The sequence below is a fragment of the Dactylosporangium sp. NPDC006015 genome, from assembly GCF_040614215.1.
GTDB classification, from domain to species: domain Bacteria; phylum Actinomycetota; class Actinomycetes; order Mycobacteriales; family Micromonosporaceae; genus Dactylosporangium; species Dactylosporangium maewongense.
Map to the genome: position 1 here is coordinate 331,848 of NZ_JBEXUD010000005.1, position 23,277 is coordinate 355,124.

Sequence of the window (23,277 nt, forward strand, 5' to 3'; positions counted from 1 at the left end):
CAATCGGGTCTAGCTAGGTGGTGTGCGATGGGGGTATGGGCAATGCGACGATACCGGCGGCTCGAACTCGTCGCCGTGGGCGGCGTCGCCATCGCACTGCTCAGCGCCGGCGGTGCCACCGCCGACCCGCGCATCCCGTTCCTGCCGCCGGCCCCTGACCTCGCCGCGCCGATCCAGTGGGCCAACCCCGTCGCCAAACAGCCCGGCCCCACCGGCGTCACCCCCAACGTCACGCGCATCCCGCTGGGCAGCTTCGAGAAGCCGGCCGACGGCGTCGCCACGCAGGCCGGCGCGCCGGCGGGCCTCGGCGAGCGGTACCGGCGCGGCGTGAAAGCGCGGACACTCACCGTCACCCGTGAGGGCGTGGCCCCCTTCAGCGCCGTCGGCGTCACCTGGCGCGAGACCGGGAAGATCGGCGATGTCAGCGTCGCCGTCCGGCACCACACCCCCGGCGGCGCCTGGAGCGCCTGGCGGACCGTCGACACCGCCGAGGCCGACCGCGACGTCACGCCCGACGCCCCCCAGGCCGGCCAGCGCGGCGGCGCGGACCTCGTCTGGACCGGCAAGGCGGACGGTGTGCAGCTGGCGGTGACCACGACCGGCGGGGCGACGCCGCACGACATCGCCGCCGACCTCATCGACCCCACCGACGCGCCCGGCGACATCGCGCCGGCCCCCGCCACCCCGGCCACGGAGAGTCAGCCCGTCGGGCTGCGCCCGTTCATGCCCGCCATCCTGCGCCGCGCCGCCTGGGGCGCCAACGAGCAGCTGATGGACTGGCGCCCGCAGTACGCCACCTACGTGAAGGCCGTCGCACTGCACCACACCGCCACCGGCAACGACTACAGCCCGGAGGAGGTGCCGAAGATCCTCCGGTCGATCTACCAGTACCAGACGGTCAGCCGCGGCTGGGGCGACATCGGCTACAACGTGCTGGTCGACCGCTTCGGCAGGCTCTGGGAGGGCCGCTCCGGCGGGCTGTCCCGCCCCGTCGTCGGCGCCCAGGCCGGCGGGTTCAACACGGGCACCGCGGGCATCGCGATGATCGGCGACTACCGGTACACGAGCGTGCCGCAGCCGGTCCAGGAGGCCGCCGCGCAGTACACCGCGTGGAAACTTTCACTGCATCAGGCGATCGATCCGCGCGGCACCGTCAGCCTCACCGGCGGCGGGTCGACGTCGCGCTACCCGGCCGGCACGACCGTGACGGTGCCCCGCGTCTTCCCGCACCAGCAGACCAACCCGACCGAGTGCCCCGGCGCGAAGGGCCTCGCCGCGCTGCCCTGGATCCGCGACCGCGCCGGCGCGATCCTCGGCGACCTGGTCAAACCCGAGATCGTGCGGACGCTGCTGGCCGCGTACCGGCCCACCGACGGCACCGTCCGCCTCCAGGGCATCCCCGATCCGATCTTCACCAGCGGGCCCAACGAGATCCCGGTCGCCGCGGACTACAACGGCGACGGCAAGGACGACGTCGCGACCTGGTCGCCGACGACCGGCAACTGGAGCATGCTGCTCACCGGCGAGGGCCGCAGGACCGTCCAGTGGGGTCTGCCGGGCGACGTGCCGGCACCCGCCGACTTCGACGGCGACGGCGCTGCTGAGCTGGCGGTTTTCCGTCCAGCGACCGGTGTCTGGTACATCAAGGGCATCGGCGAGCTGCAGCTCGGGGTGCCCGGCGACGTGCCCGTGCCGGCCGACTACACCGGCGACGGCCGCGCCGAGGCGGCCATCTGGCGCCCGTCGACCGGACTGTGGGCGATCTACGCGCTGCGCGAGTTCAAGGTCGGCGCGCCCGGTCAGCTCGCCGCGCCCGCCGACTACGACGGCAACGGCACCGTCGACGCCGCGACCTGGAACCCGGTCACCCAGCAGTTCACCATCGAAGGCCAGGCAGCCGTGAAGTTCGGCGCCTCCGGAACGCCGGTGTCCGCGCAGTACGACGGGGACGGCCGCGCGGATCCGGCGGTGTACCACGACGGCCGGTACGAGATCCGCGGTGCGGGCGGTTACGACGTGGGTGCGCCGGGCGACATTCCGATGCCGTTGAGCTGAATCCTGGGTTTCCTCGATCGCGAGTCGCGTCGTGGACATCGATCACCGGGGGATCGGGCGTAGGCTTTGCCTGACGTATCGCGTGACGTTCGTTACGCGTGGCATGCCGTGTTCGAAGGAGACGCCCAGTGACCCCCGGCCGTCCGCCCCGTGTGCTCGTCGACGCCACGAGTGTCCCAGCCGACCGAGGCGGTGTCGGGCGCTACGTTGACGGCCTGCTCGGCGCCCTGGCCGCGCTCGACGCCGACCTCGCCGTGGTCTGTCAGCGCACCGACGCCGAACGTTACGGACGGTTACTGTCCGGTGCCCGGATCATGGCCGCGCCGGCCGCTGCGGCCCACCGCCCCGCCCGCCTCGCCTGGGAGCAGACCGGCCTGCCGATGCTCGCCCAGCAGGTCGGCGCCCAGGTGCTGCACTCGCCCTTCTACACGTGCCCGCTGCGGGCCGGCTGCCCCGTCACCGTCACGGTCCACGACGCCACGTTCTTCACCGAGCCGGAGCACTACGACAAGTCCCGCCGCACCTTCTTCCGCTCCGCGATCAAGACGTCACTGCGCCGTGCCGGCCGGGTCATCGTCCCCAGCAAGGCCACCCGCGACGAGCTGATCCGCCTTCTGGACGCCGACCCGACCCGCATCGACGTCGCCTACCACGGCGTCGACCCCGACGCGTTCCACGCGCCCACCGACGACGAGAAGGCCCGCGTCCGGGCCCGCCTCGGCCTCGGCACGACGGAGTACATCGCGTTCCTCGGCGCCAAGGAGCCCCGCAAGAACGTGCCGAGCCTCATCCGCGGCTGGATCTCCGCCGTCCGCGACCGGCCCGACCCGCCCGCGCTCGTCATCGCCGGCGGCCAGGGCCACGACGACGAGATCGACGGCGCGCTCGGCGAGGTGCCCAGCCACCTGCGCCTGCTGCGCCCCGGCTACCTGCGCTACGCGGACCTGCCGGGCTTCCTCGGCGGCGCCGTCGTCGCCGCCTACCCCTCCTTCGGCGAAGGCTTCGGCCTGCCGATCCTGGAGGCCATGGCCTGCGGCGCCCCCGTCCTGACCACGCCCCGGCTCTCGCTGCCCGAGGTCGGCGGAGACGCTGTCGCCTATACCGGACCCGGCACCGACGAGATCGCCCGCGACCTCGCCGCGCTGCTCGACGACCACGAGCGCCGCAACGCGCTCGCCAAGGCCGGTGCCGCGCGCGCCAAGGAGTTCACCTGGGAGTCGAGCGCCGAGGTGCACCTCGCCGCCTGGTCGAGAGCGGCCAATCCGCGCAGTTAGTCCTCCCGCGTCACCCTCTGAAACCAGATCAGGCGATATTCGTAGTGGACATGACACCTTCGAGTTGTTGGAACGCGCCCTTGGCTGGGCATGATGGGCCTGTGTTCTACGCGGTCATCCCAGCAGGGGGCAGTGGCACGCGGCTCTGGCCGTTGTCGCGAGCCGGTCATCCCAAGTTTCTGCACGCCCTCACAGGCACGCCGTTGTCGCTGCTCCAGGCGACGTACGGGCGCCTGGCCGACCTCGCGACCCCCGAGACCACGTTCGTGGTCACCGGTGTGGCCCACGCGGCGGCGGTGGCGCGGCAGCTCCCGGGCCTTCCCGAAGGCAACATCCTGGTCGAGCCCACGCCGCGCGACTCGTGCGCCGCCATCGGGCTGGCCGCGGCGGTCATCGCCCGGCGCGACCCGCACGCCGTCATGGGCGCCTTCGCCGCCGACCAGCTGGTCCGCGACGTCCCGGCCTTCACGTCCGTCCTGCGCAAGGCCATCGCCGGTGCCGAGGACGGCCTCCTGATGACCATCGGCATCACCCCGACCCACCCCGAGACCGGCTACGGCTACCTCCACGTCGGCGAGCCCACCGGCACCGGGGACGTCTGCAAGGTCGCCTCCTTCGAGGAGAAGCCGGCCCTGCCCCTCGCCCAGGCGTACGTCGACTCCGGCGAGTACCTGTGGAACGCCGGCATGTTCGTCTGGCGCGTCGACGTCTTCCTGGACGAGCTCGCCCGCCAGCAGCCCGTCCTCCACGACGGCCTGCGCCGCATCGCCGAGGCCTGGGACACCCACGACCGCGAAGAGGTCCTCGCCGACCTCTGGCCCGACCTCACCAAGATCTCCGTCGACTTCGGCGTCATGGAAGGCGCCGGCGTGGCCGGCCTCGTCGGCACCGTCCCCGGCGACTTCGGCTGGAACGACGTCGGCGACTTCCACACCCTCGGCGAGCTCCTCGAGACCGACACCGCCGGCAACGTGGTCGTCAACCTCGACCCCGCCGCCCCGACCGGCGTCATCATGCAGGACGCCGAGCGCGTCGTCGTCGTCCCCCAGTCAGGCCGCCTGGTCGCCGTCGTGGGTGTCAACGACCTCATCGTCGTCGACACGCCCGACGCCCTCCTGGTCTGCCCCCGCTCCCGCGCCCAGGACGTGAAGAAGCTCGTCGACAACCTGAAGGAACGCGGCTCCGTCGAACTCCTGTAACCTCCCGCCCGATCGAAGCCCGCAGCTCGGTCATGTCCCATCTGCGAGCGGGTCCGGGACGTCGGCGAGGCTGATCGAGTACTTCGATCTGCGCAAGGCGGTGACTCGCCCACCTGCGAACGCGGGGCCGTGTCGGTCAGTCAGACGGACACGCCCTCACCCGCACCGCTTCGAGCAGGACATCAACGGAGGCAGCACGCCGCGACGGCCCAGTGAGGCGCGGACGGCGGCCAACCGCTGGTCGCCGCCCTCGCCGCCGTGCGGGACTGCTTCGACGTGGTGTGCGCTGGACCGTGAACGCGGGCAGTGCGGGCTGGTCGTCGGCCTCGCCGCCGCGCCGGACTGTCTCGACGCGGTGCGGCCCGGGTCGTGGTGCGAGCGGCGGGCTGATCGCAGGTAGCTGGCCTCGCCGTCATGCGGCCGCTTCGACGCGGTGTCCAGCGTGTTGGTGCAGGGCGCGGGCGATCGCCGGTGCCGCACGGGGCTGCTGCGATGTGGTGCGGTGGAGTGTGGGTGGCCGGTTGCTTGCTGCCCCAACCGTCGCGCGGGACCGCCTCGACGTGGCGCGCCGGGTCGTGGTGCGAGCGGCGGCCTGGTCGCAGGTGGCCGGCCTCGCCGTCATGCGGGGCTGCTTCGATGTGGTGTTCGCCAGCGTGTGGGCGCAGGGCTGTAGGCGATCGCTGGTCGCCGGTCTTTATCGCCGCGTGGGGCTGCCTCGACGTGGTGTGCGCCGGGTCCTGGTGCGGGCGGTGGGCTGGTCGCAGGTGGCCGGCCTTGCCGTCACGCAGGGCTGCTGCGGTGTGGTGTGGGCGCGGGTGGCGGTTGCTTGCCGGCCTTGCTGTCGTGCGGGACTGCCTTGATGCGGTGTGCGCCGGGTCGTGGTGCGGGTGGTGGGTTGATCGCAGGTGGCTGGCCTCGCCGTCATGCGGGGCTGCTTCGACGTGGTGTGCTGGACGCGAGCGCCGGGGCTGGTTGTCGGTCTTGCCGCCGTGCGGGGCTGGTTCGACGTGGGGTGCTGGAGCGTGGACGCGAGCGGCAGGCGGGTTGTTGGCCTTGCTGTCGCGCGGGGCAACCTCGACGCGGAGCGTGCCCGGGTCGTGGTGCGGGCGGCGGGCGATCGCTGGTCGTCGGCCTCGCCGTCATGCGGGCTGCTTGGACGTGGCGTGCTGGACGCGAGCGCCGGGGTCGGTTGTCGGTCTTGCCGTCGCGCGAGGCGGCCTCGACGCGGAGCGCAGCCGGGGTCGTGGTTCGGGCTGCTTCGACGCGGAGCGCAGCCGGGGTCGTGGTTCGGGCTGCTTCGACGTGGTGTGCTGGGTCGTGGTGCGGGCGGTGGGCTGGGCGTCGGTCTTGCCGTTGCGCGGGACCAGCCTCGACCCGGAGTGTGGGCGGGGTGCGGGGTCAGGCTCGGCGGGCCCAGGCGAGGGCGGGGGCGACCAGGACCTCGGTGGCGTCGGCGAGCGGGGTGGGCAGGTCGTCAGGGGCGAACCAGCCCAGCGCGGACGACTCGGCGCTGACGGTCTCGACGGCGCCGGCGGGGGCGATGGCGGCATACCTGACGTCATAGTGCAGGGCGGGGCCGCCGGCGCACTGGACGTGGTGGACGTCGAGGCCGATGGGGGCCTCGCTGATCCGCAGGCCGGCGATGCCCGACTCCTCGGTCGCCTCGCGGAGCGCCGCGGCCGCAACGGTCGCGTCGCCGGGCTCGCAGTGGCCGCCGAGCTGGACCCAGCGCTTGATCCTGCCGTGCAGGCACAGCAGGACGCGCTCGGCGGTGGAGTCGACGACGAGGGCGCTCGCCGTGACGTGAGCCCCCGGGTGCTCGCGCCACACCGTCGACGGGTCGCGGAGGACGAACTCGATGAACCGCCGCCGCGTCTGCTCAGCCTCGTCGCTCGGGGGCGTCCACTGGGTCAGCACCGCGAGGGCATCATCGTGCAACGTCGTCATAGTGACGGCAGGCTACCGCGACCGACGGCGAGCACGCCGAGTGGCATGCCGCCTTCCGGGATGTCGACCCCGGAGAGGTCGACCTGGTCCGCCTCCAGCCACTCGGACGCGACGCCGTCGGCGGCGAGCCCGGCCCGGATCCGCTGCACCTCCATGCCCGCCTCCATGGCCCGCCGCAGATCGCCGGCGGGGGCCCAGACCAGCAGCAACCGCTCGGCCCCGTCAGCAGCGGCGACCGGCGCGGGAAGCTCGGGAAACGTGAGCGGTGGGGTGTCGCGGATGGCGGCGGCGGTGCGGAGGCCCTTGGCGACGGCCTCGGCGGTGCCGAGCGAGAACAGGTCGGCGTCGGCGCCGCGGATCAGCGGGGCGGCGCCCTGGCCGTGTCCGTCGGGGCGGATCGGCAGGCCGCGGACGACGGCGACCGGGACCTGGCCGGTCTTGCCCTTGACCAGGTCGGCGGCGGCGGCGAGCTCGTCGACCACGGCCATCTGGGTCAGCTGGAGCTCGTTGCCGTGCACGTCGAGCACCCCGCGGTAGTCCGTCAGCGCGTCGATGCCGGCGGCGCCGATGGCGACGTCGGTGAGGCCCATCCGCCAGGGCCGGCCCATGGTGTCGGTGACGATGACCGCCACGTGCAGGCCGAAGCGCTCCCGCAGCTCGTCGCGCAGCCAGCGGGCCGAGGCGTCCGGGTCCTTGGGCAGCAGGACGAGCCGGGTCGGCTCCACATTGGACGCGTCGATGCCGGCCGACGCGAGCACGAACCCGTGGTGCGTCTGCACGATCTGCGTCGCGCCCCGGCGGGCGACGACCCGGGACGTCTCGGCCCGCAGCACCGCCTCGCGGGCGGCCTCGCGGGCGGGCTCCTCCAGCGGCACGTCGACCAGCTGCCCCTCGGCCTTGCTGACGATCTTGCTGGTGACGACGAGGATGTCGCCGTCGACGAGCCACGGCGCGGCGGTCGTGATCAGCGCGGCCAGGTCGTCACCGGGACGCACCTCGCCGATGCCGTCGACCGGCAGCACCTCGAACCCCGCGGGCGGCACGCTCATGCCACACCCGCCACGGACAGCGCCTCCCGGACGATCGCCGCGGTCGCCGGCACGTCGGTCATCCACAGCGGGCGGGCGCGGACGGTCAGGCCGGGCACCTCGACGCCCGCGTCGGTGTCGTCGACGAGCCAGCCGTCCAGGACGCCGCCGGCCGAGCGGGCGCCGAACAGGCCGCCCACGCCGGCGGGGGTGCACTCGACGCCCATCACGGCGAGGCACTTGTCGGCCATGCCACGGACCGGGGCGGTGCCGATGATCGGGGACACGCCCACGACCGGGGCCCGGCCGGTGGCGACCGCCTCACGGACCGCGGGGACGGCCAGGATCGGCGCGATGGAGACGATCGGGTTGCTCGGCGCCACCAGCACGACATCCGCGGCGGCGAGCGCGTCCAGCACCCCCGCGGCCGGTTTGGCCGACTCGGCGCCGACGAAGACGAACCGCGACGTCGGGATCTCCGCCCGGTGCCGGATCCACCACTCCTGGAAGTGGATCGCGCGGGAGGCGCCGTCGACCTCGACCACCGCGTGCGTCTCGACCCGGTCGTCGCTGGCGGGGAGCATGCGGATGCCGGGCTGCCAGCGGTCACAGAGCGCCTCGGTCACGGCGGACAGCGGATAGCCCGCGTCGAGCATCCTGGTGCGCACCAGATGGGTGGCGATGTCCTTGTCGCCGAGGCCGAACCAGGTCGGCTCCGCCCCATAGGCGGCGAGCTCCTCCTTGACGGTCCACGTCTCGCCGACGCGTCCCCAGCCGCGCTCGGGATCGGCGCCGCCACCGAGCGTGTACATCACGCTGTCGAGGTCGGGGCAGATCCGCAGGCCGTGCAGGGTCACGTCGTCGCCGACGTTGACCACCGCGGTGACCTCCGCCCCCAGCTCCTGCCCCACCGCGCGCACCCCGAGGAGGAAGCGAGCGCCGCCGATGCCACCTGCCAGAACCACGATCCGCATACCCTTCATCCTGCCCCACGGGTATGACACTTCCCGTGCGAGGCGGCCGGTCCGGCCACGCACGCGGATTTTCCGTTCGACGGCTAGGCTGCGAGCGACCTGTCGCGTGTCCGCTAGATCTTGGGGAGAGCCAGTGAGCACCCAGCCACCCGACCCGACCTCCTCGGCGGCGCCGCATGCGGCTTACGCCGCCGGTCCGGCCACCTCGTCCTTCGTGCCCCAGGTGCCGCCGGCGCAGCAGCCCGGCCAGAGCGTGCAGGCGACGGTCGACGCCAAGAAGGCCCGTTCGCTCACGCTGCCGTTTCGCGAGCTGGCGGCGTTCGTGCTGCTCGGCGCGACCGCGGCGTTCCTGCTCGCCGGGTTCATCTCGCTGCTGACCTCGCTGGACGGCAACTTCCTGCTGAGCGCGGGCGGCACGTTCGGCACGTTCGTCAACCTGCAGACGATCCTGCTGCCGATCCTGGCGGTGCTGGTCGCGACCCACGTCGACCCCGTGGTGCCGAAGGCGAAGGTCATCGTCCTCGTCGGCCTCGTCGAATACGGGATTGTGGCGCTCTTCGGCCTGATCCTGCTGCTCGCCAGCCTCATCGGCGACATGGACAGCGAGTCGGGCCTGCGGGCGACCTCGGCGCTCACGATCTTCCTGACCCGTCTCGGCGGTCTCGCGCTGCTGGGTCTCGTCCTGTTCCTGGTGATCAGGGTGTACCTCGGAGCCTACGCACCCCCGAAGCCGCCCCCCGGCGTGTACGGCCAGCCCGCGTACCCGTACGGGCAGCAGCCGGGCTACCAGTACCCGCAGCAGCAGCAGCAGTACGGCTACCAGCAGCAGACCGGTTCGGTCCCGCAGCAGCCGTACCAGCAGCAGCCCGCCCAGCACCAGCAGCCGACCGGCAGCTGGACCAACCCCGCGACGACCGGCTCGGGTCAGGTCGTCCCCGCCGCGCAGCCGTACGCGGCGCAGCCCGGGGCCTACCCGGCCGCGCAGGCCTCGGGCGCTCCGGCCGTGGGCCCGGCGTCGGGTGCCCCGGCCTACCCCCAGCCGGCGGCCCAGGGGTACAACCCGCAGTCGACGGGCGCGCCCGCGTTCAACGCCCAGCCCGCCCCCGTGCAGCACCCGCAGGCGACCGGCGCCCCGGCGTTCGCCCCGCAGCCCGCGGCGGCCGAGCCGGTGTCCGCGGCGCCCGCCTCGACGCCGCCGCTGAGCTCGCCGTTCGCGGCGTACACGGCGGCCGCCGCCCAGCCGGTGTCGGCGCCGCCGGTCACCCCGCCGGTGTCCTCCCCGCCCGCCGACGGCGGCGCGACGCCTTCGGGCGGGTTCGCGGCGGCCGGCTGGCCCGGCGGGTCCTCGACCCACCCGACCTCGGGCGCGGCCACCGGCGCGCCCGCGGCGCAGCAGCCGGCGGAGGACACCAGCGACGGCGCCGCCTCACCGTTCGGCAAGACGGGCGCGTTCCCGACGGCCGAGACCACGGCGGCCCCGGCGGCCGAGCCCGCGGTCCCGGCCGGACAGGAGCCCACCGCCCAGATCTGGACCGCGGGGGAGACCACGGCGGCCCACGGCACCGTCGGCGAGCCGGAGACCCAGTCGGCCGCCCCGGTCAGCATCGCCAAGGCCGACGCCGACCCGGACGCGACCGCCGCGTACGCGCCGGTCAGCGCCGCCCCGGCCGAGACCACCGGCGACGTGACCCAGACGAACACCCAGGCGAACACCCAGGCGAACACCCAGGCGCACGACTCGGACGCCACCGAGGTGTTCCGGCCCGCGGGCCAGGAGAAGCCGGCGACCGACCAGGGCGACGACGACGAGACCCAGCGCACCCAGGTGATCCCCCCGAAGGACTGAGCACCGGAGCACACCCGACCCGGGCGCCCGTCACACGACGGGCGCCCGCGTCGTAACAGGGGAAGAAGCGAAGGAGAACAGTCACATCCGGTGTGAGGGCCGATCCGCCCGGCGGCGGCCTAGGCTGCAAGCTGTGACGTCTGTAGTCAGAGGTACCGAAGGCAACGCCATGCGCCGGGCGCTGCGCCGTGCGGCCGACGGCCGTGCTCTCGACGTGACCGAGGCCGCCGTCCTGCTCACCGCCCGCGACCAGGCCCTCGACGACCTGCTCGCGGTCGCCGGCGCGGTGCGCGACGCGGGGCTCGCCGACGCCGGCAGGCCCGGCGTCGTCACGTACTCGCGCAAGGTCTTCATCCCGCTGACCAGGCTGTGCCGGGACCGGTGCCACTACTGCACGTTCGCGACGGTGCCGCACCGGCTGCCGAGCGAATACCTGGAGATCGACGAGGTCCTCGCGATCGCCCGGGAAGGCGCGCAGCAGGGCTGCAAGGAGGCCCTGTTCACGCTCGGCGACCGCCCCGAGGACCGCTGGGACCAGGCGAAGCGCTGGCTCGACGAGCGCGGCTACGACTCCACGCTGGACTACCTGCGCGCCTGCGCGATCGCGGTGCTGGAGGAGACGGGCCTGCTGCCGCACCTCAACCCCGGCGTGCTGTCGTGGGCGGAGCTCCAGCGGCTCAAGCCGGTCGCCCCCAGCATGGGCATGATGCTCGAGACGACGGCGACCAGGCTGTGGTCGGAGCCGGGCGGCGCGCACTACGGCTCACCGGACAAGGAGCCCGCGGTGCGGCTGCGGGTGCTGGACGACGCGGGCCGGGTCGGGGTGCCGTTCACGACCGGCATCCTCATCGGCATCGGCGAGACGATCGAGGAGCGCGCCGAGGCGCTGTTCGCGATCCGCAGGACGATGCGCGAGTTCGGCCACATCCAGGAGGTCATCGTCCAGAACTTCCGCGCGAAGCCCGACACGGCGATGCGCGGCATGCCCGACGCGGAGCTGCACGAGCTGGCGGCCACGGTCGCGGTCGCGCGGCTCGTCCTCGGCCCGAAGGCCAGGATCCAGGCCCCGCCGAACCTCATCGACGACGAGCACGGCCTGCTGCTGCGGGCCGGCATCGACGACTGGGGCGGCGTCTCCCCGGTCACCCCGGACCACGTCAACCCCGAGCGCCCCTGGCCGGCGATCCAGGATCTGTCCGAGAAGTCCGCGCAGCACGGCTTCCAGCTCAAGGAACGCCTCACCATCTACCCCGAGTACGCGAAAAAGGGCGCGCCCTGGCTGGACCCGAGGCTTGCCGGGCACGTCGAGGCACTCATGGACACCGAGACCGGCCTGGCCCAGGAAGGCGCCAAGCCGGCCGGCAGAAAATGGCAGGAGCCCGACGGGGGCATCCAGAGCACCGGCCGCACCGACCTGCACGAGGCCATCGACACGGAGGGCCGCACCGACGACCGCCGCGGCGACTTCGACTCGGTCTACGGCGACTGGCAGGAGGTGGCAGCGCGCGTCAGCACAAAGCCACAGCACACATTGGACGGTGACGTCCGAAGTGGACTCGCGAGGGCCGGGACCGACCCCGGAAGCCTGCTGCTGCCACAGCACGAGCACGAAGCCCTCGCACTGTTCAATGTGGACGGCGACGGCCTGGAAGCGCTCACACGGATCGCCGACGATCTCCGGAAGGCGGCCGTCGGCGACGACATCACCTACGTGATCAACCGGAACATCAACTTCTCCAACGTCTGCTACGTCGGCTGCCGGTTCTGCGCGTTCGCCCAGCGCGAGCGCGACGCCGACGCCTACCGCCTCTCCTACGAGGAGGTCGCCGACCGCGCCGAGGAGGCCTGGCTGGCCGGCGCCGGCGAGATCTGCATGCAGGGCGGCATCGACCCGAAGCTCCCGGTCGGCGCGTACGCCGAGCTCGTCCGCGCGATCAAGACCCGCGTCCCGGGCATGCACGTCCACGCGTTCAGCCCGATGGAGGTCGTGACCGCCGCCTCGAAGGCGGGCGTGTCGATCCGCGACTGGCTGGCCCAGCTGAAGGAGGCGGGCCTCGACACGATCCCCGGCACCGCCGCGGAGATCCTCGACGACGAGGTCCGGTGGGTGCTCACGAAGGGCAAGCTGCCGACGTCCGCGTGGGTGGAGGTGGTGACCACGGCGCACGAGCTCGGCATCCGGTCGAGCTCGACGATGATGTACGGCCACGTCGACCACCCGGGGCACTGGCTCAGCCACTTCCGGGTCCTCGCCGGCATCCAGGACCGCACGGGCGGGTTCACCGAGTTCGTGGCGCTGCCGTTCGTGCACCACAGCGCGCCGATCTACCTCGCCGGCATCGCCCGGCCGGGCCCGACGTGGCGCGACAACCGGGCCGTGCACGCGATGGCCAGGATCCTGCTGCACGGCAGGATCGACAACATCCAGTGCTCCTGGGTGAAGCTCGGCGACGAGGGCACGGTGGCGATGCTCAACGGCGGCGCCAACGACATCGGCGGCACGCTGATGGAGGAGACCATCTCCAGGATGGCGGGCTCCGAGCACGGCTCCGCCCGCACCCGGGAGGAGCTGGAGGCGATCGGCAAGGCCGCCGGCCGCCCCGTCCGCCAGCGCACCACCACCTACGGCCGGGTGGAGGCACGGAGCTAAAGCGGCAGCGCCCCGGTGGTGGGCACCAAGGCCAGGACGGCGACAAGGCCGCCGAGCAGCGCGACCCCGAGCAGCCGCCGGCGTGGCCAGACGACCGCCAGGATCAGCGCCACCCCGGCGACCTTGAACGGGTGGGTGCGGACCTGGACGACGGGCCAGCCCACGCTGGGGAGGATCAGGCGGACCGGCCCGATCACCTGTCTTCGCTCGACCGGACGGGTGTCCGGCTGCTGGTTCGCGTCGCCTTTCACCGTGAACGTGCCGTCCTCCGCCTGCGCCACGACCCGGTGCGTGACGAGCCCACGCGGATCGCTGTAGGTGACGATCTCGTAGACGGCGAGGGATGTCGCCTGAGGATCGACGAGAATGACATCACCGGCGTGCATGGCAGGCGCCATCGAATCGGACATGACCACGTAAGGCTTCCAGCCCAGCCCGATGATTCCGACCGTGAAAAGCACGGTGGTCACCGCGGCGCCGAGCAGCAGCCGCCTGATCACGACGGTATCCCAGGACACGCGCAGAACTCGTGGTTTCCCCGCACATCGGCGCAATTCGGCCGCGGATCCGGGCACCTGAGCAAACTCGCCGAGAGTCTTCCGGCGCGTTCGGCGTGTCGCCCGTTACCTCCGGAGGGGGTTGCTCGGTATGGGTACGGCACGGGGTGCAAGCGGTCGCCCGAGCGGGCCTATTTATCAGGTTCGGCTTGACGACGCACGCATTACACGCGTGTAATTTCACGGGGGATGTTCGGGGGGATGACCGAAAGCGGGTCATCTTTCGGACATAAAGAACACCGCGCCGAGGAACAGCAACCTTGTAGGACATGCGCCTTCCGCGTGGGGGGTTGCGCCGGCATCGTCGCCGGCGCGCAAGAAGGAGGCACGCTGATGGACGGCCGACCAGTCGTGGCCGACCTGCTGGGTAACGCTCCGGAGTGGCAAGAACGCGCTTTGTGCTCGCAGACCGACCCGGAGGCATTCTTTCCGGAGAAGGGTGGGTCCACCCGCGAGGCCAAGCGCATCTGCTCGCGCTGCGAGGTGCGGGCGGACTGCCTTGAATACGCACTGGGGCACGACGAGCGCTTCGGAATTTGGGGTGGGCTCTCGGAACGGGAGCGTCGCAAGCTCAAGCGACGCGCTGCCTAGCAGGTCGTAGGTTTGAGTGAGGGGTTCCGGCGCGACGGCCGGGACCCCTCACGCGTCTGGTGGGATGACCCGCAGGTGACCGCGGCGGCCCTGCTGGTGCGGATGGTTGCCGGGGTCCTCCTTGTGCGGCGCGGGGCGCGCCGCCTCGCGGACCGCCTCGGCGAGGGCGACCAGGTCGTCGTTGGACGGCGGCGGCGGACCGTACTCACCCTCGTGCCGGACCAGGTCCCACCCCCGGGGCGCGGTCAGCCCGCGGGCGTGCGATTCGCACAGGTCATAGGAGTGCGGCTCGGCGAACGCCGCGAGCGGACCGACAACTGCGGTCGATTCGGCATAAATGTACGTCAACGTCGCAACGGGCTGTCGGGGGCATCCGTTGCGCGAGCATCGACGTGGGGTCCTCACGGCCGAACCGTATCGCTCCGTGGGCCCGCGCCCAACCCCGAAGCCTCACGACACGCCGTGGTGACCACGCCGACACGCCCGTCCGGTTGACCGGCCCCCCTCCGAAGTGGCATGGACGATCTCGACGTGGCGCCGTGCCACTGTCGCGTCGACGGTGGCGCTACGCTGGCAGCGTGGCGAGCCCCGATCGACGACGCAGCGGACCGGGACGGCGCGGCCGCGACCGGCACGGCCGGGGGCTGCGCGGCAGGCTGGTGCCCGCCTCGCTGCCGATGTCCCGCACCCGCGCGGAGATGTTCGACGACCTGGTGCTGGACTCCGTCGAGCAGCTGGAGCAGCGCTTCGCCAACGAGCTGGCCGGCGTCGAGTTCGCCGTCGAGGACGTCCCGCCGGACCTCAACGTCTACGACTCCGACGTGCTCGAGGACGGCGAGGTGCCCCTCGCGCGGCTGCTGCCGGGCCGCCCGGGCCGCCACGGCGTCCCGCCGCGGATCGTGCTGTACCGCCGCCCCCTGGAGTTCCGGGCCGCGGACCACGACGACCTCGCCGATCTGGTCCACGACGTGATCCTGGAGCAGGTCGCCAACCTGCTGGGCGTCGCGCCCGAGGACCTGGAGCCGTAACACCTCAGCCACCGAGCACCCGCGCCAGCAGTGCGGCCCGGCGCGACGGCCGGCCCGTCCGCGACTCCGCCGCGTCGGCGCCGGTCATCACCCGCAGGCTGGTGTTCACCCCGAGCCACCGCAGCGGCTCGGGCTCCCACCGCGGCGAGCGGTGCCCCACCCAGGGCAGTCCGACCAGCGGAGAGTCCTCCTTGCGGATGAGGTCCGCGAGGGTACGGCCGGCGAGGTTCGACGTGCCGACCCCGTCCCCCACGTAGCCGCCCGCCCAGGCCAGCCCGGTGGTCGGGTCGAGCCCGACCGACGCCATCCAGTCCCGCGCGATCCCGAGCGGCCCGCCCCACGAGTGGGCGACGCCGGCGTCCTCGAGGGCCGGGAAGAGGTCGACCAGGACCCGGCGCAGCTCCGCGAACACCCGCGGCGACGCGTCGAACGCCGGCGCGACCGCCGAGCCGAAGTGGTACGGCGCGCCCCGCCCCCCGAACGCGAGCCGGTCGTCGGCGGTGCGCTGCCCGTAGATGATGAGGTGCCGGTGATCGGAGAACGTCTCCCGCCGTGCCAGGCCGGCGGACGCCCAGAACGACGCGGGCAGCGGCTCGGTCGCGATCATCAGCGAGTAGACCGGCGCGATCGCCCGGCGCAGCCCCGGCAGCCGCGGCGTGAAGCCCTCGGTGGCCCGCACCACGATCGGCGCCCGCACCGTCCCGTGTGGAGTGTCGGCCCGGCCCGCGGTGATGGCCGTGACCGGGGTCTGCTCGAACAGCCGCACCCCGAGCCGCTCCACCGTGGACGCCAGCCCCCGCACGAGCTTCGCCGGCTGGATCGCCGCACAGTGCGGCGTGTACGTGCCGCCGAGCACGTTCGTCGCGCCGACCCGCTCGAACGCCTCCTCGGAGGACAGCAGCCGCAGGTCGACGCCGAGTCCCTGCGCCTCGGCGACCTCGTGTCGCGCCCGGTCCAGCTGTACCGCCGAACGCGCCAGGACGACGGTCCCGCCCTTGGCGTAGTCGCAGTCGATGCCCTCGAGCGCCGCGACCCGCCCGACCTCGTCCACAGTGGACTCCATCGCGGCGTTGAGCGCGAGCGCCGCCGGCAGCCCGTGCGCGCGGGCCAGGGCCGGCACCGACTTCGGGAACAGCGCCGAGCACCAGCCGCCGTTGCGGCCGCTCGCCCCGAACCCCGCGGTCTCGGCCTCCAGCACCACGATCCGCAGCGCCGGGTCGGCCTTGGCGAGGTAGTACGCGGTCCACAGCCCGGTGTACCCGGCGCCGACGATCGCCACGTCGGCGTCGGTGTCGCCGGTCAGCGCCGAACGCGGCGGTACCGAAGGGAGCACGGACATCCAGAAACTCAAGGCAGCTCCTCCTCGCACTCGATCGGTTCGCCGCGTTCGACGCGAAGAGGCACTACCCCCACCCACGGGTCGAACCCCGCGTCCTCGGGGGAAGTGCTCGGCGGCCCGGCGCTCACCTTCACTGACACTTCGTCCAGGGCCAAGGCGAGGACCAGGGTGGCGGCCAGCTCCTTGCGTGAGGGCGGGCGGACGACCGCCCATCGCCCGGGCGTGACGTGTTCGCTGATGGTCTCCAGGGCCGGGAGCTTGTCCTCGACGACCGTGCACGCGCCGAGCACCATCACCGACCGGTAGTGCATCGAGGTCTCGAAGGCGCTGCGGGCCAGGACCAGGCCGTCGAGCAGCGTCACCGTGAAGCAGCAGGGCGCGCCCTCCGCGAGGACGCGGAACAGGCGGCTGCCGGTGGAGCCGTGGAAGAGCACCGAGGAGCCGGACCGGCCGTACGCGACGGGGATCGCGTACGGCTGTCCATCGTGGACGATCGAGAGATGGCCGATCGTCCCCGCGTCGAGAATGCCGTGCAGCACGGCGGGATCGTCGACCTGGAGCTCGGGAAGCCGACGGACCCGCGTCCGGCTCAGAGGCGCGCCCATGCCTCGGTCAGCACCGAACGCAGGATCTGCTCGATCTCGATGAAGTGGCTCTCGTCGCAGATCAGCGGCGGCGCCAGCTGGATCACCGGGTCGCCGCGGTCGTCGGCGCGGCAGTAGAGGCCGGCGTCGAAGAGGGCCTTGGACAGGAAGCCGCGCAGCAGCGCCTCGGACTCCTCGTCGTTGAAGGTCTCCTTCGTCGCCTTGTCCTTCACCAGCTCGATGCCGAAGAAGTAGCCGTCGCCGCGGACGTCGCCGACGATCGGCAGGTCGTACAGGCGCTCCAGGTAGGACCGGAAGAGCGGCGAGTTGGTCCGGACGTGCCCGTTGAGGTCCTCGCGCTCGAAGATGTCGAGGTTCGCCAGCGCGACCGCGGAGCCGACGGGGTGCCCGCCGTAGGTGATGCCGTGGGCGAACCAGTTGGCCCCGTCGAGGAACGGCTCCGCGAGCCGCTCGGAGGCGAGCATCGCGCCGAGCGGCACGTAGCCGGAGGTGAGGCCCTTCGCGACGGTGATGATGTCGGGCTGGTAGCCGAAGCGCTTGGCGCCGAAGTACTCGCCGAGCCGCCCGAACGCGCAGATGACCTCGTCGGAGACGAGCAGCACGTCATACCGGTCGCAGATCTCGCGGACCCGCTGGAAGTAGCCGGCCGGGGGCGGGAAGCAGCCGCCCGCGTTCTGCACCGGCTCCAGGTAGACGGCCGCGACGGTCTCCGGGCCCTCGAACTCGATCGCCTCGGCGATGCGGTCCGCGGCCCAGACGCCGAACTGCTCCTCGGTCATCGACTGGTCGGGCCGGCGGTAGAAGTTGGTGTTCGGCACCCGGAACGCGCCCGGCACCAGCGGCTCGAACTCCTGCTTGAGCACGGGGATGCCGGTGATCGACAGGGCGCCCATCGACGTGCCGTGGTAGGCGATCGAGCGGGACAGCACCTTCGTCTTCATCGGCTTGCCGGTGCGCTTGAAGTACGAGCGGGCCAGCTTCCACGCGCTCTCGACGGCCTCGGAGCCGCCGGTGGTGAAGAAGACCCGGTTCAGGTCGCCGGGGGTGAGGTCCGCGAGCCGGTCGGCGAGCTCGATCGCCTTCGGGTGCCCGTAGGACCACAGCGGGAAGTACGCCAGCTCGGAGGCCTGCTTGGCGGCGGCGTCGGCGAGCTCGTGCCGGCCGTGCCCGGTCTGCACCACGAACAGGCCGGCGAGGCCGTCGAGGTAACGCTTGCCGTTGCTGTCGTAGATGTAGGGGCCGTCGCCACGGACGATCACCGGCACCGGCGCGTCGGCGTACGCCGACAGGCGGGTGAAGTGCATCCAGAGGTGGTCTCGGGCGGCCTGGTCGAGTCGCTCGGCATCGGGCTGCTGGTCGGTCATCGTGTCCCCCACGCATAGGTCTGCTTGGCGAGCTTGAGGTAGACGAAGGTCTCCGTGGCGGTGACGCCAGGGATGCTCCGGATCGTGTCGTTGAGAAGGTTCAGCAGGTGCTCGTCGTCGGTGCAGACGAGCTCGACGAGCAGGTCGTAGCCGCCGGCGCAGATCACCACGTAGTCGATCTCCGGCACCGCGGCGAGGGCCTTGGCCACCGGCCGCAGGTCGCCCTCGACCTTCAGGCCGATCATCACCTGGCGGGCGAAGCCGAGCGTCAGGGGATCGGTCACCGCCACGATCTGCATGACGCCGGTGTCCAGCAGGCGTTGCACACGCTGGCGGACCGCCGCCTCCGACAGGCCGACGACCTTGGCGAGGGCGGCGTAGGACATGCGACCATCGCGCTGCAGCTGCTCGATGATCCGCTTGTTGACGTCGTCAAGGACGGGCTCGGTCACGTGTGGATTCTTGCCCAAGACCCCGCTGTTGGCAACTAATTCCATAGCTGGATAACTAGGGATCTGCGGATTCGTGATCCGTCAGGAATCGATCGTCGTTCGGGACCATATTTCCGCCGGGTCACGACGGTAACCTCAATCTGACCAAGTGGCGCTTTTCGTTGTGCGGCCCGATCGTAACGACGGAATCCCTTGTCAGTGATGGTACCTCGTGTCAGGATCGGTCGTCGGATACCACCCCCCGAGGTTCCGGCCCGAGATCCGTAGGAGCCCTCGTGCGAAACCCCTCTCGCCCGCCGCTCTCGCCCGAAGCGGCCGCCGTCCTCAACGCCACCGGCCTGTCGCGCCGGACCCTGATGCGAGGCCTGTTCGCCGGTGGAGCGTTCATCGCGACGGGCGGCGCCCTCGCCGCGTGCGGCACGAAGCCCGCGAAGAAGACCGAGGCGGAGAAGGCGGCGTGCACCGCCACCGACGTCTCCGCGACCGAGAAGAAGATCACCTTCTCCAACTGGCCCCTGTACGTCGACGTCGACGAGAAGGACGAGAAGAAGCGGCCCAGCCTCGACGCCTTCGCCGCGAAGACCGGCATCGCCGTCACGTACAACGAAGACATCAACGACAACAACGAGTTCTTCGGCAAGGTCCGCAACCAGCTGCAGGCGTGCCAGTCGATCGACCGCGACATCATGGTCCTCACCGACTGGATGGCTTCCCGCGTCGTCGGCCTCGGCTGGGTGCAGGCGTTCGACAACGCCAAGACCCCGAACTTCACCAAGAACGTCCTCGGCACGCTGAAGAACCGGGCGTGGGACAAGGACATGAAGTTCGCCGCGCCGTGGCAGTCCGGGCTCACCGGCATCGCCTACAACGCCAAGGCGACCAAAGAGGTCCGCACCATCGACGAACTGCTCACCCGCGCCGACCTCAAGGGCAAGGTCGCAGTGCTGTCGGAGATGCGCGACACCGTCGGCCTGATCCTCATGTCGCAGGGCAAGGATCCCGGCACCGTCACCGACGCCGAGTTCGACGCCGCGCTGGAGAAGCTGAAGAAGGCCGTCGACTCCGGGCAGATCCGCAAGTTCACCGGCAACGACTACAAGGAAGACCTGAACAAGGGCGACCTCGCCGCGTGCATCGCCTGGTCCGGCGACGTGATCCAGCTCAGCGCCGAGAACGAGGACGTCAAGTTCGTCACGCCCGAGTCGGGCCTGGTGCTGTGGTCGGACAACATCCTCATCCCGTCGACGGCGACCCACAAGGGCAACGTCGAGCAGCTCATCGACTACTACTACGACCCGAAGGTCGCGGCGGAGCTGGCGGCGTACGTCAACTACATCTGCCCCGTCCAGGGCGCGCAGGACGCGATGCAGCAGATCGACCCGGACCTGGCCAGCAACCCGCTGATCTTCCCGGACGCCGCCACCCTCGCCAAGACCAAGAGCTTCAAGGCCCTCACCGAGGACGAGGACAAGAAGTACTCGGCGAAGTTCGAAGCGATCTCGGGAGCTTGATAGATGGCCGAGCAGAGCGGTGCCGACCTCAACCTGGTCGGCGTGACGAAGTCGTTCGGCGCCTTCACGGCCGTCGACGACCTCAGCCTGACGGTGCCCGCGGGGTCGTTCTTCGCCCTCCTCGGCGCCTCCGGCTGCGGCAAGACCACGACCCTGCGCATGATCGCCGGTCTTGAGGAGCCGACGACCGGCCGCATCCTGCTCGGCGACGAGGACGTGACGCGGCTGCGGCCGTACAAGCGGCCCGTCAACACCGTGTTCCAGAGCTACGCGCTCTTCCCGCACCTCAACATCGCCGACAACGTCGCGTTCGGCCTGCGCCGCCGCGGCGTCAAGGGCGTCGCCGACCAGGTGGAGCGGATGCTCCACCTGGTCGACCTGGAAGGCTTCGGCAAGCGCCGGCCCGCCCAGCTCTCCGGCGGCCAGCAGCAGCGCGTCGCCCTCGCCCGGGCCCTGATCAACCACCCGCGGGTGCTGCTGCTCGACGAGCCGCTCGGCGCCCTGGACCTCAAGCTGCGCCGGCAGATGCAGGTCGAGCTCAAGCGGATCCAGACCGAGGTCGGCATCACCTTCGTCCACGTGACCCACGACCAGGAGGAGGCCATGACCATGGCCGACACCGTCGCGGTCATGAACGCCGGCAGGATCGAGCAGCTCGGCAGCCCCGTGGAGATGTACGACTTCCCCGGCACCGCCTTCGTCGCCAACTTCCTCGGCCAGTCGAACCTCCTCGCCGGCGCCGTCACCGGCCGCTCCGGCGACGACGTCCTCGTGGAGGCGCACGGCGCCCGCCACTCGCTGCCGGCTTCGCGGGCCAGGATCGCGGACGGCTCGGTGTGGCTCGGCGTCCGGCCGGAGAAGATGCACCTGGCGACGGGTCTGGACAAGGTCCCGGCCGGGCACCAGTCCGTCACGGGCATCATCACCGACTCGTCCTACGTGGGCGTCAGCACGCAGTACCTCGTCAAACCGGCGTGGGGCGACGAGCTGACGGTGTTCGTGCCGAACTCCGGCGTCTCCGCGCCGCTCGCGGTCGCCAGCGAGGTCACCGTGCACTGGCGGCCCGAGCACGCGTTCCTGCTGCCGCGACCCGAGGGGCAGACGGTGGCGCCAGTGGTCGACGCCGAGGCGTTGGCATGAGTGCGCTCGGGCACGTGGGGGCGGGCACCACCGGTACACCGGCGAACCTCGAAAAGCCGAGGAAGCGCTGGCTGCCGTATCTGCTGCTGCTCCCCGGCGGCCTGTGGCTGATCCTGTTCTTCGCCGTGCCCTCGATCCAGCTCTTCGCGACCAGCCTCTACGACCCGAGCGGATCCCTCGAAGAGGGCTACGCGATGACGTGGCAGTTCAGCAACTACGTCGACGCCGCGAGCGAATACCTCCCGCACTTCATGCGCTCGCTCGGCTACGCGGCGCTGACCACCGCCATCTGCCTGCTGCTCGGCTACCCCCTCGCGTACGCGATCGCGCTCAAGGGCGGCCGGTGGAAGAACCTGCTGCTGATCTGCGTGATCGCGCCGTTCTTCACCAGCTTCCTGATCCGCACCCTCGCGTGGAAGGTCATCCTGTCGGACAACGGCTGGCTGGTGACGACCCTCAACGCGCTGCACGTGCCGCTGCCCGACGACCGGCTCCTCGCCACCACCCCCGCCGTCATCGCCGGGCTCGTCTACAACTTCCTGCCGTTCATGGTGCTGCCGCTGTACGCCAGCCTGGAGAAGCTCGACCCGCGGCTGCTCGAGGCCGCCGGCGACCTCTACGCCCGGCCCGTCGCCCGCTTCACCAGGGTCGCGCTGCCGCTGTCGATGCCGGGCGTCGTCGCCGGCACGCTGCTCACGTTCATCCCCGCCGCCGGCGACTACATCAACGCGCAGCTGCTGGGCACCAACCGGCAGTACATGATCGGCAACGTCATCCAGTCGAAGTTCCTGAAGGTCGGCGACTACCCGAGCGCCGCCGCGCTGTCCTTCACGCTGATGGCGGCGATCCTGGTCCTGGTCTTCGTCTACGTCCGGCGCGCCGGGACGGATGAGGTGCTCTGATGCTGCATCGCCTACGCCGCTCCGTCGCCGACCACTGGGTCATGGCGATCGGCCTGCTCGTCCTGCTGTACCTGTTCGTGCCGATCGGCGTCGTCGCCGCGATGTCGTTCCGCGACGCCGGCCGCAACGCGCCCTACTCGCTGGAGAACTACAAGTTCACCTGGGCGCACTGGGCCGACCCCTTCGGCACCGCCGGCATCGGCGACGCCTTCCTGCTCAGCATCGTCATCGCGGCGATCGCCACGCTCGGCGCGGTCATCCTCGGCACGCTGATGTCCTTCGCCCTGGCCCGCCACACGTTCCGAGGCCGCGCCGCCACCAACACCCTGATCTTCCTGCCGATGGCGACGCCCGAGATCGTCATGGGCTCGTCGCTGCTGGCGCTGTTCGTCGCCTCCGGCGTGCAGCTCGGCTTCTGGACGATCGTCATCGCCCACATCATGTTCTGCCTGTCGTTCGTGGTCGTCACCGTCAAGGCCCGCCTCGCCGGCCTCGACCCGCGGCTGCAGGAGGCCGCGATGGACCTCTACGCCAACGAGGCGCAGACCTTCCTGCGGGTCACGCTGCCGCTGGTCATGCCCGGCATCGTCGCGGCGGCGCTGCTGTCCTTCTCGCTGTCCTTCGACGACTTCATCGTCACCAACTTCAACTCCGGCAGCACCGTCACGTTCCCGATGTTCGTCTGGGGCGCCTCGCAGCGGGGCATCCCGCCGCAGATCAACGTGATCGGCACCGCCATGTTCGTCATCTCCTTCCTGGTCGTGCTCATCGGCCAGGTCCCCAACATGCGCCGCTCCCGTCAGAAGGGCTGACCG

General features: G+C 71.5%; 20 protein-coding genes. 11 read left to right on the top strand and 9 right to left on the bottom strand.

Annotated features, from left to right (window positions below):
• Nucleotides 1-42 precede the first annotated feature (42 nt).
• From ABZ321_RS12075 to ABZ321_RS12085, 3 genes are all read left to right on the top strand, one after another.
• The gene (locus ABZ321_RS12075) at nt 43-2,055 is read left to right on the top strand and encodes an N-acetylmuramoyl-L-alanine amidase (RefSeq protein ID WP_354890908.1); all 2,013 of its coding nucleotides are present in this window, start codon (nt 43-45) and stop codon (nt 2,053-2,055) included.
• 128 nt (nt 2,056-2,183) lie between these two features.
• A complete protein-coding gene (locus ABZ321_RS12080) occupies nt 2,184-3,329 on the top strand; it encodes a glycosyltransferase family 1 protein (RefSeq protein ID WP_344501650.1) in 1,146 nt (381 codons plus the stop codon).
• 101 nt (nt 3,330-3,430) lie between these two features.
• Nucleotides 3,431-4,528, top strand: coding sequence for a sugar phosphate nucleotidyltransferase (locus ABZ321_RS12085; RefSeq protein ID WP_344501649.1), 1,098 nt, complete (start codon nt 3,431-3,433; stop codon nt 4,526-4,528).
• A gap of 1,398 nt (nt 4,529-5,926) precedes the next feature.
• On the opposite strand, the gene ABZ321_RS12090 is transcribed toward ABZ321_RS12085, so the two are convergent.
• Genes ABZ321_RS12090 through cofD form a run of 3 tightly spaced genes read right to left on the bottom strand, consistent with a single transcriptional unit; the run spans nt 5,927 to nt 8,477 of the window.
• Nucleotides 5,927-6,475, bottom strand: a complete 549-nt coding sequence (locus tag ABZ321_RS12090; protein WP_344501648.1) for an NUDIX domain-containing protein — start codon at nt 6,473-6,475, stop codon at nt 5,927-5,929.
• Nucleotides 6,472-7,524 (bottom strand): coenzyme F420-0:L-glutamate ligase, encoded by a 1,053-nt coding sequence (locus tag ABZ321_RS12095; RefSeq protein ID WP_354890909.1) that lies wholly within the window; start codon nt 7,522-7,524, stop codon nt 6,472-6,474. Before ABZ321_RS12095 ends, ABZ321_RS12090 begins: the two co-directional genes overlap by 4 nt.
• Entirely contained in the window at nt 7,521-8,477 is a 957-nt protein-coding gene (gene cofD / locus ABZ321_RS12100; RefSeq protein ID WP_344501646.1) for a 2-phospho-L-lactate transferase, read from the bottom strand. Before cofD ends, ABZ321_RS12095 begins: the two co-directional genes overlap by 4 nt.
• Nucleotides 8,478-8,610: 133 nt before the next feature.
• Here cofD and ABZ321_RS12105 point away from each other — a divergent pair, with 133 nt between their 5' ends.
• Nucleotides 8,611-10,323, top strand: coding sequence for a hypothetical protein (locus tag ABZ321_RS12105; protein WP_354890910.1), 1,713 nt, complete (start codon nt 8,611-8,613; stop codon nt 10,321-10,323).
• Nucleotides 10,324-10,456: 133 nt separating this feature from the next.
• Complete coding sequence (locus tag ABZ321_RS12110) at nt 10,457-12,973, top strand: bifunctional FO biosynthesis protein CofGH (protein WP_354890911.1); 2,517 nt, start codon at nt 10,457-10,459, stop codon at nt 12,971-12,973.
• On the opposite strand, the gene ABZ321_RS12115 is transcribed toward ABZ321_RS12110, so the two are convergent.
• Nucleotides 12,970-13,548: a signal peptidase I gene (locus ABZ321_RS12115; protein WP_354890912.1), complete on the bottom strand. Its 579-nt coding sequence runs from the start codon at nt 13,546-13,548 to the stop codon at nt 12,970-12,972. The genes ABZ321_RS12110 and ABZ321_RS12115 overlap by 4 nt on opposite strands.
• 315 nt (nt 13,549-13,863) lie before the next feature.
• Here ABZ321_RS12115 and ABZ321_RS12120 point away from each other — a divergent pair, with 315 nt between their 5' ends.
• The gene (locus tag ABZ321_RS12120) at nt 13,864-14,121 is read left to right on the top strand and encodes a WhiB family transcriptional regulator (protein ID WP_033364663.1); all 258 of its coding nucleotides are present in this window, start codon (nt 13,864-13,866) and stop codon (nt 14,119-14,121) included.
• A 48-nt stretch (nt 14,122-14,169) separates the two neighbouring features.
• On the opposite strand, the gene ABZ321_RS12125 is transcribed toward ABZ321_RS12120, so the two are convergent.
• Nucleotides 14,170-14,526 (bottom strand): DUF3499 domain-containing protein, encoded by a 357-nt coding sequence (locus ABZ321_RS12125; protein ID WP_033364642.1) that lies wholly within the window; start codon nt 14,524-14,526, stop codon nt 14,170-14,172.
• A 173-nt stretch (nt 14,527-14,699) separates the two neighbouring features.
• Here ABZ321_RS12125 and ABZ321_RS12130 point away from each other — a divergent pair, with 173 nt between their 5' ends.
• Entirely contained in the window at nt 14,700-15,149 is a 450-nt protein-coding gene (locus ABZ321_RS12130) for a metallopeptidase family protein (protein WP_033364641.1), read from the top strand.
• A gap of 4 nt (nt 15,150-15,153) precedes the next feature.
• Here the strand turns inward: ABZ321_RS12130 and ABZ321_RS12135 are convergent, their stop codons facing one another.
• From ABZ321_RS12135 to ABZ321_RS12150, 4 genes are read right to left on the bottom strand one after another with little or no spacing between them, the layout of a single operon-like run.
• On the bottom strand, nt 15,154-16,488 hold the full coding sequence (locus ABZ321_RS12135) for an FAD-dependent oxidoreductase (protein WP_344501642.1): 1,335 nt from the start codon (nt 16,486-16,488) through the stop codon (nt 15,154-15,156).
• An 8-nt stretch (nt 16,489-16,496) separates the two neighbouring features.
• Complete coding sequence (locus tag ABZ321_RS12140) at nt 16,497-17,027, bottom strand: pyridoxamine 5'-phosphate oxidase family protein (protein WP_344501641.1); 531 nt, start codon at nt 17,025-17,027, stop codon at nt 16,497-16,499.
• A 50-nt stretch (nt 17,028-17,077) separates the two neighbouring features.
• Nucleotides 17,078-18,457 (bottom strand): aspartate aminotransferase family protein, encoded by a 1,380-nt coding sequence (locus ABZ321_RS12145; RefSeq protein WP_344501908.1) that lies wholly within the window; start codon nt 18,455-18,457, stop codon nt 17,078-17,080.
• On the bottom strand, nt 18,454-18,954 hold the full coding sequence (locus tag ABZ321_RS12150) for an Lrp/AsnC family transcriptional regulator (RefSeq protein WP_203845385.1): 501 nt from the start codon (nt 18,952-18,954) through the stop codon (nt 18,454-18,456). The genes ABZ321_RS12145 and ABZ321_RS12150 overlap by 4 nt, the downstream gene beginning before the upstream one ends.
• 230 nt (nt 18,955-19,184) lie before the next feature.
• Here ABZ321_RS12150 and ABZ321_RS12155 point away from each other — a divergent pair, with 230 nt between their 5' ends.
• From ABZ321_RS12155 to ABZ321_RS12170, 4 genes are read left to right on the top strand one after another with little or no spacing between them, the layout of a single operon-like run.
• Entirely contained in the window at nt 19,185-20,420 is a 1,236-nt protein-coding gene (locus tag ABZ321_RS12155; protein ID WP_344501640.1) for a spermidine/putrescine ABC transporter substrate-binding protein, read from the top strand.
• 3 nt (nt 20,421-20,423) lie between these two features.
• Nucleotides 20,424-21,560 carry an ABC transporter ATP-binding protein gene (locus ABZ321_RS12160; protein ID WP_354890913.1) on the top strand — a complete coding sequence of 379 codons (1,137 nt, stop codon included), beginning with the start codon at nt 20,424-20,426 and terminating at the stop codon, nt 21,558-21,560.
• Nucleotides 21,557-22,462, top strand: coding sequence for an ABC transporter permease (locus tag ABZ321_RS12165; RefSeq protein WP_344501638.1), 906 nt, complete (start codon nt 21,557-21,559; stop codon nt 22,460-22,462). The genes ABZ321_RS12160 and ABZ321_RS12165 overlap by 4 nt, the downstream gene beginning before the upstream one ends.
• The gene (locus ABZ321_RS12170) at nt 22,462-23,274 is read left to right on the top strand and encodes an ABC transporter permease (protein ID WP_344501637.1); all 813 of its coding nucleotides are present in this window, start codon (nt 22,462-22,464) and stop codon (nt 23,272-23,274) included. Before ABZ321_RS12165 ends, ABZ321_RS12170 begins: the two co-directional genes overlap by 1 nt.
• The last annotated feature ends 3 nt before the right edge of the window (nt 23,275-23,277 follow it).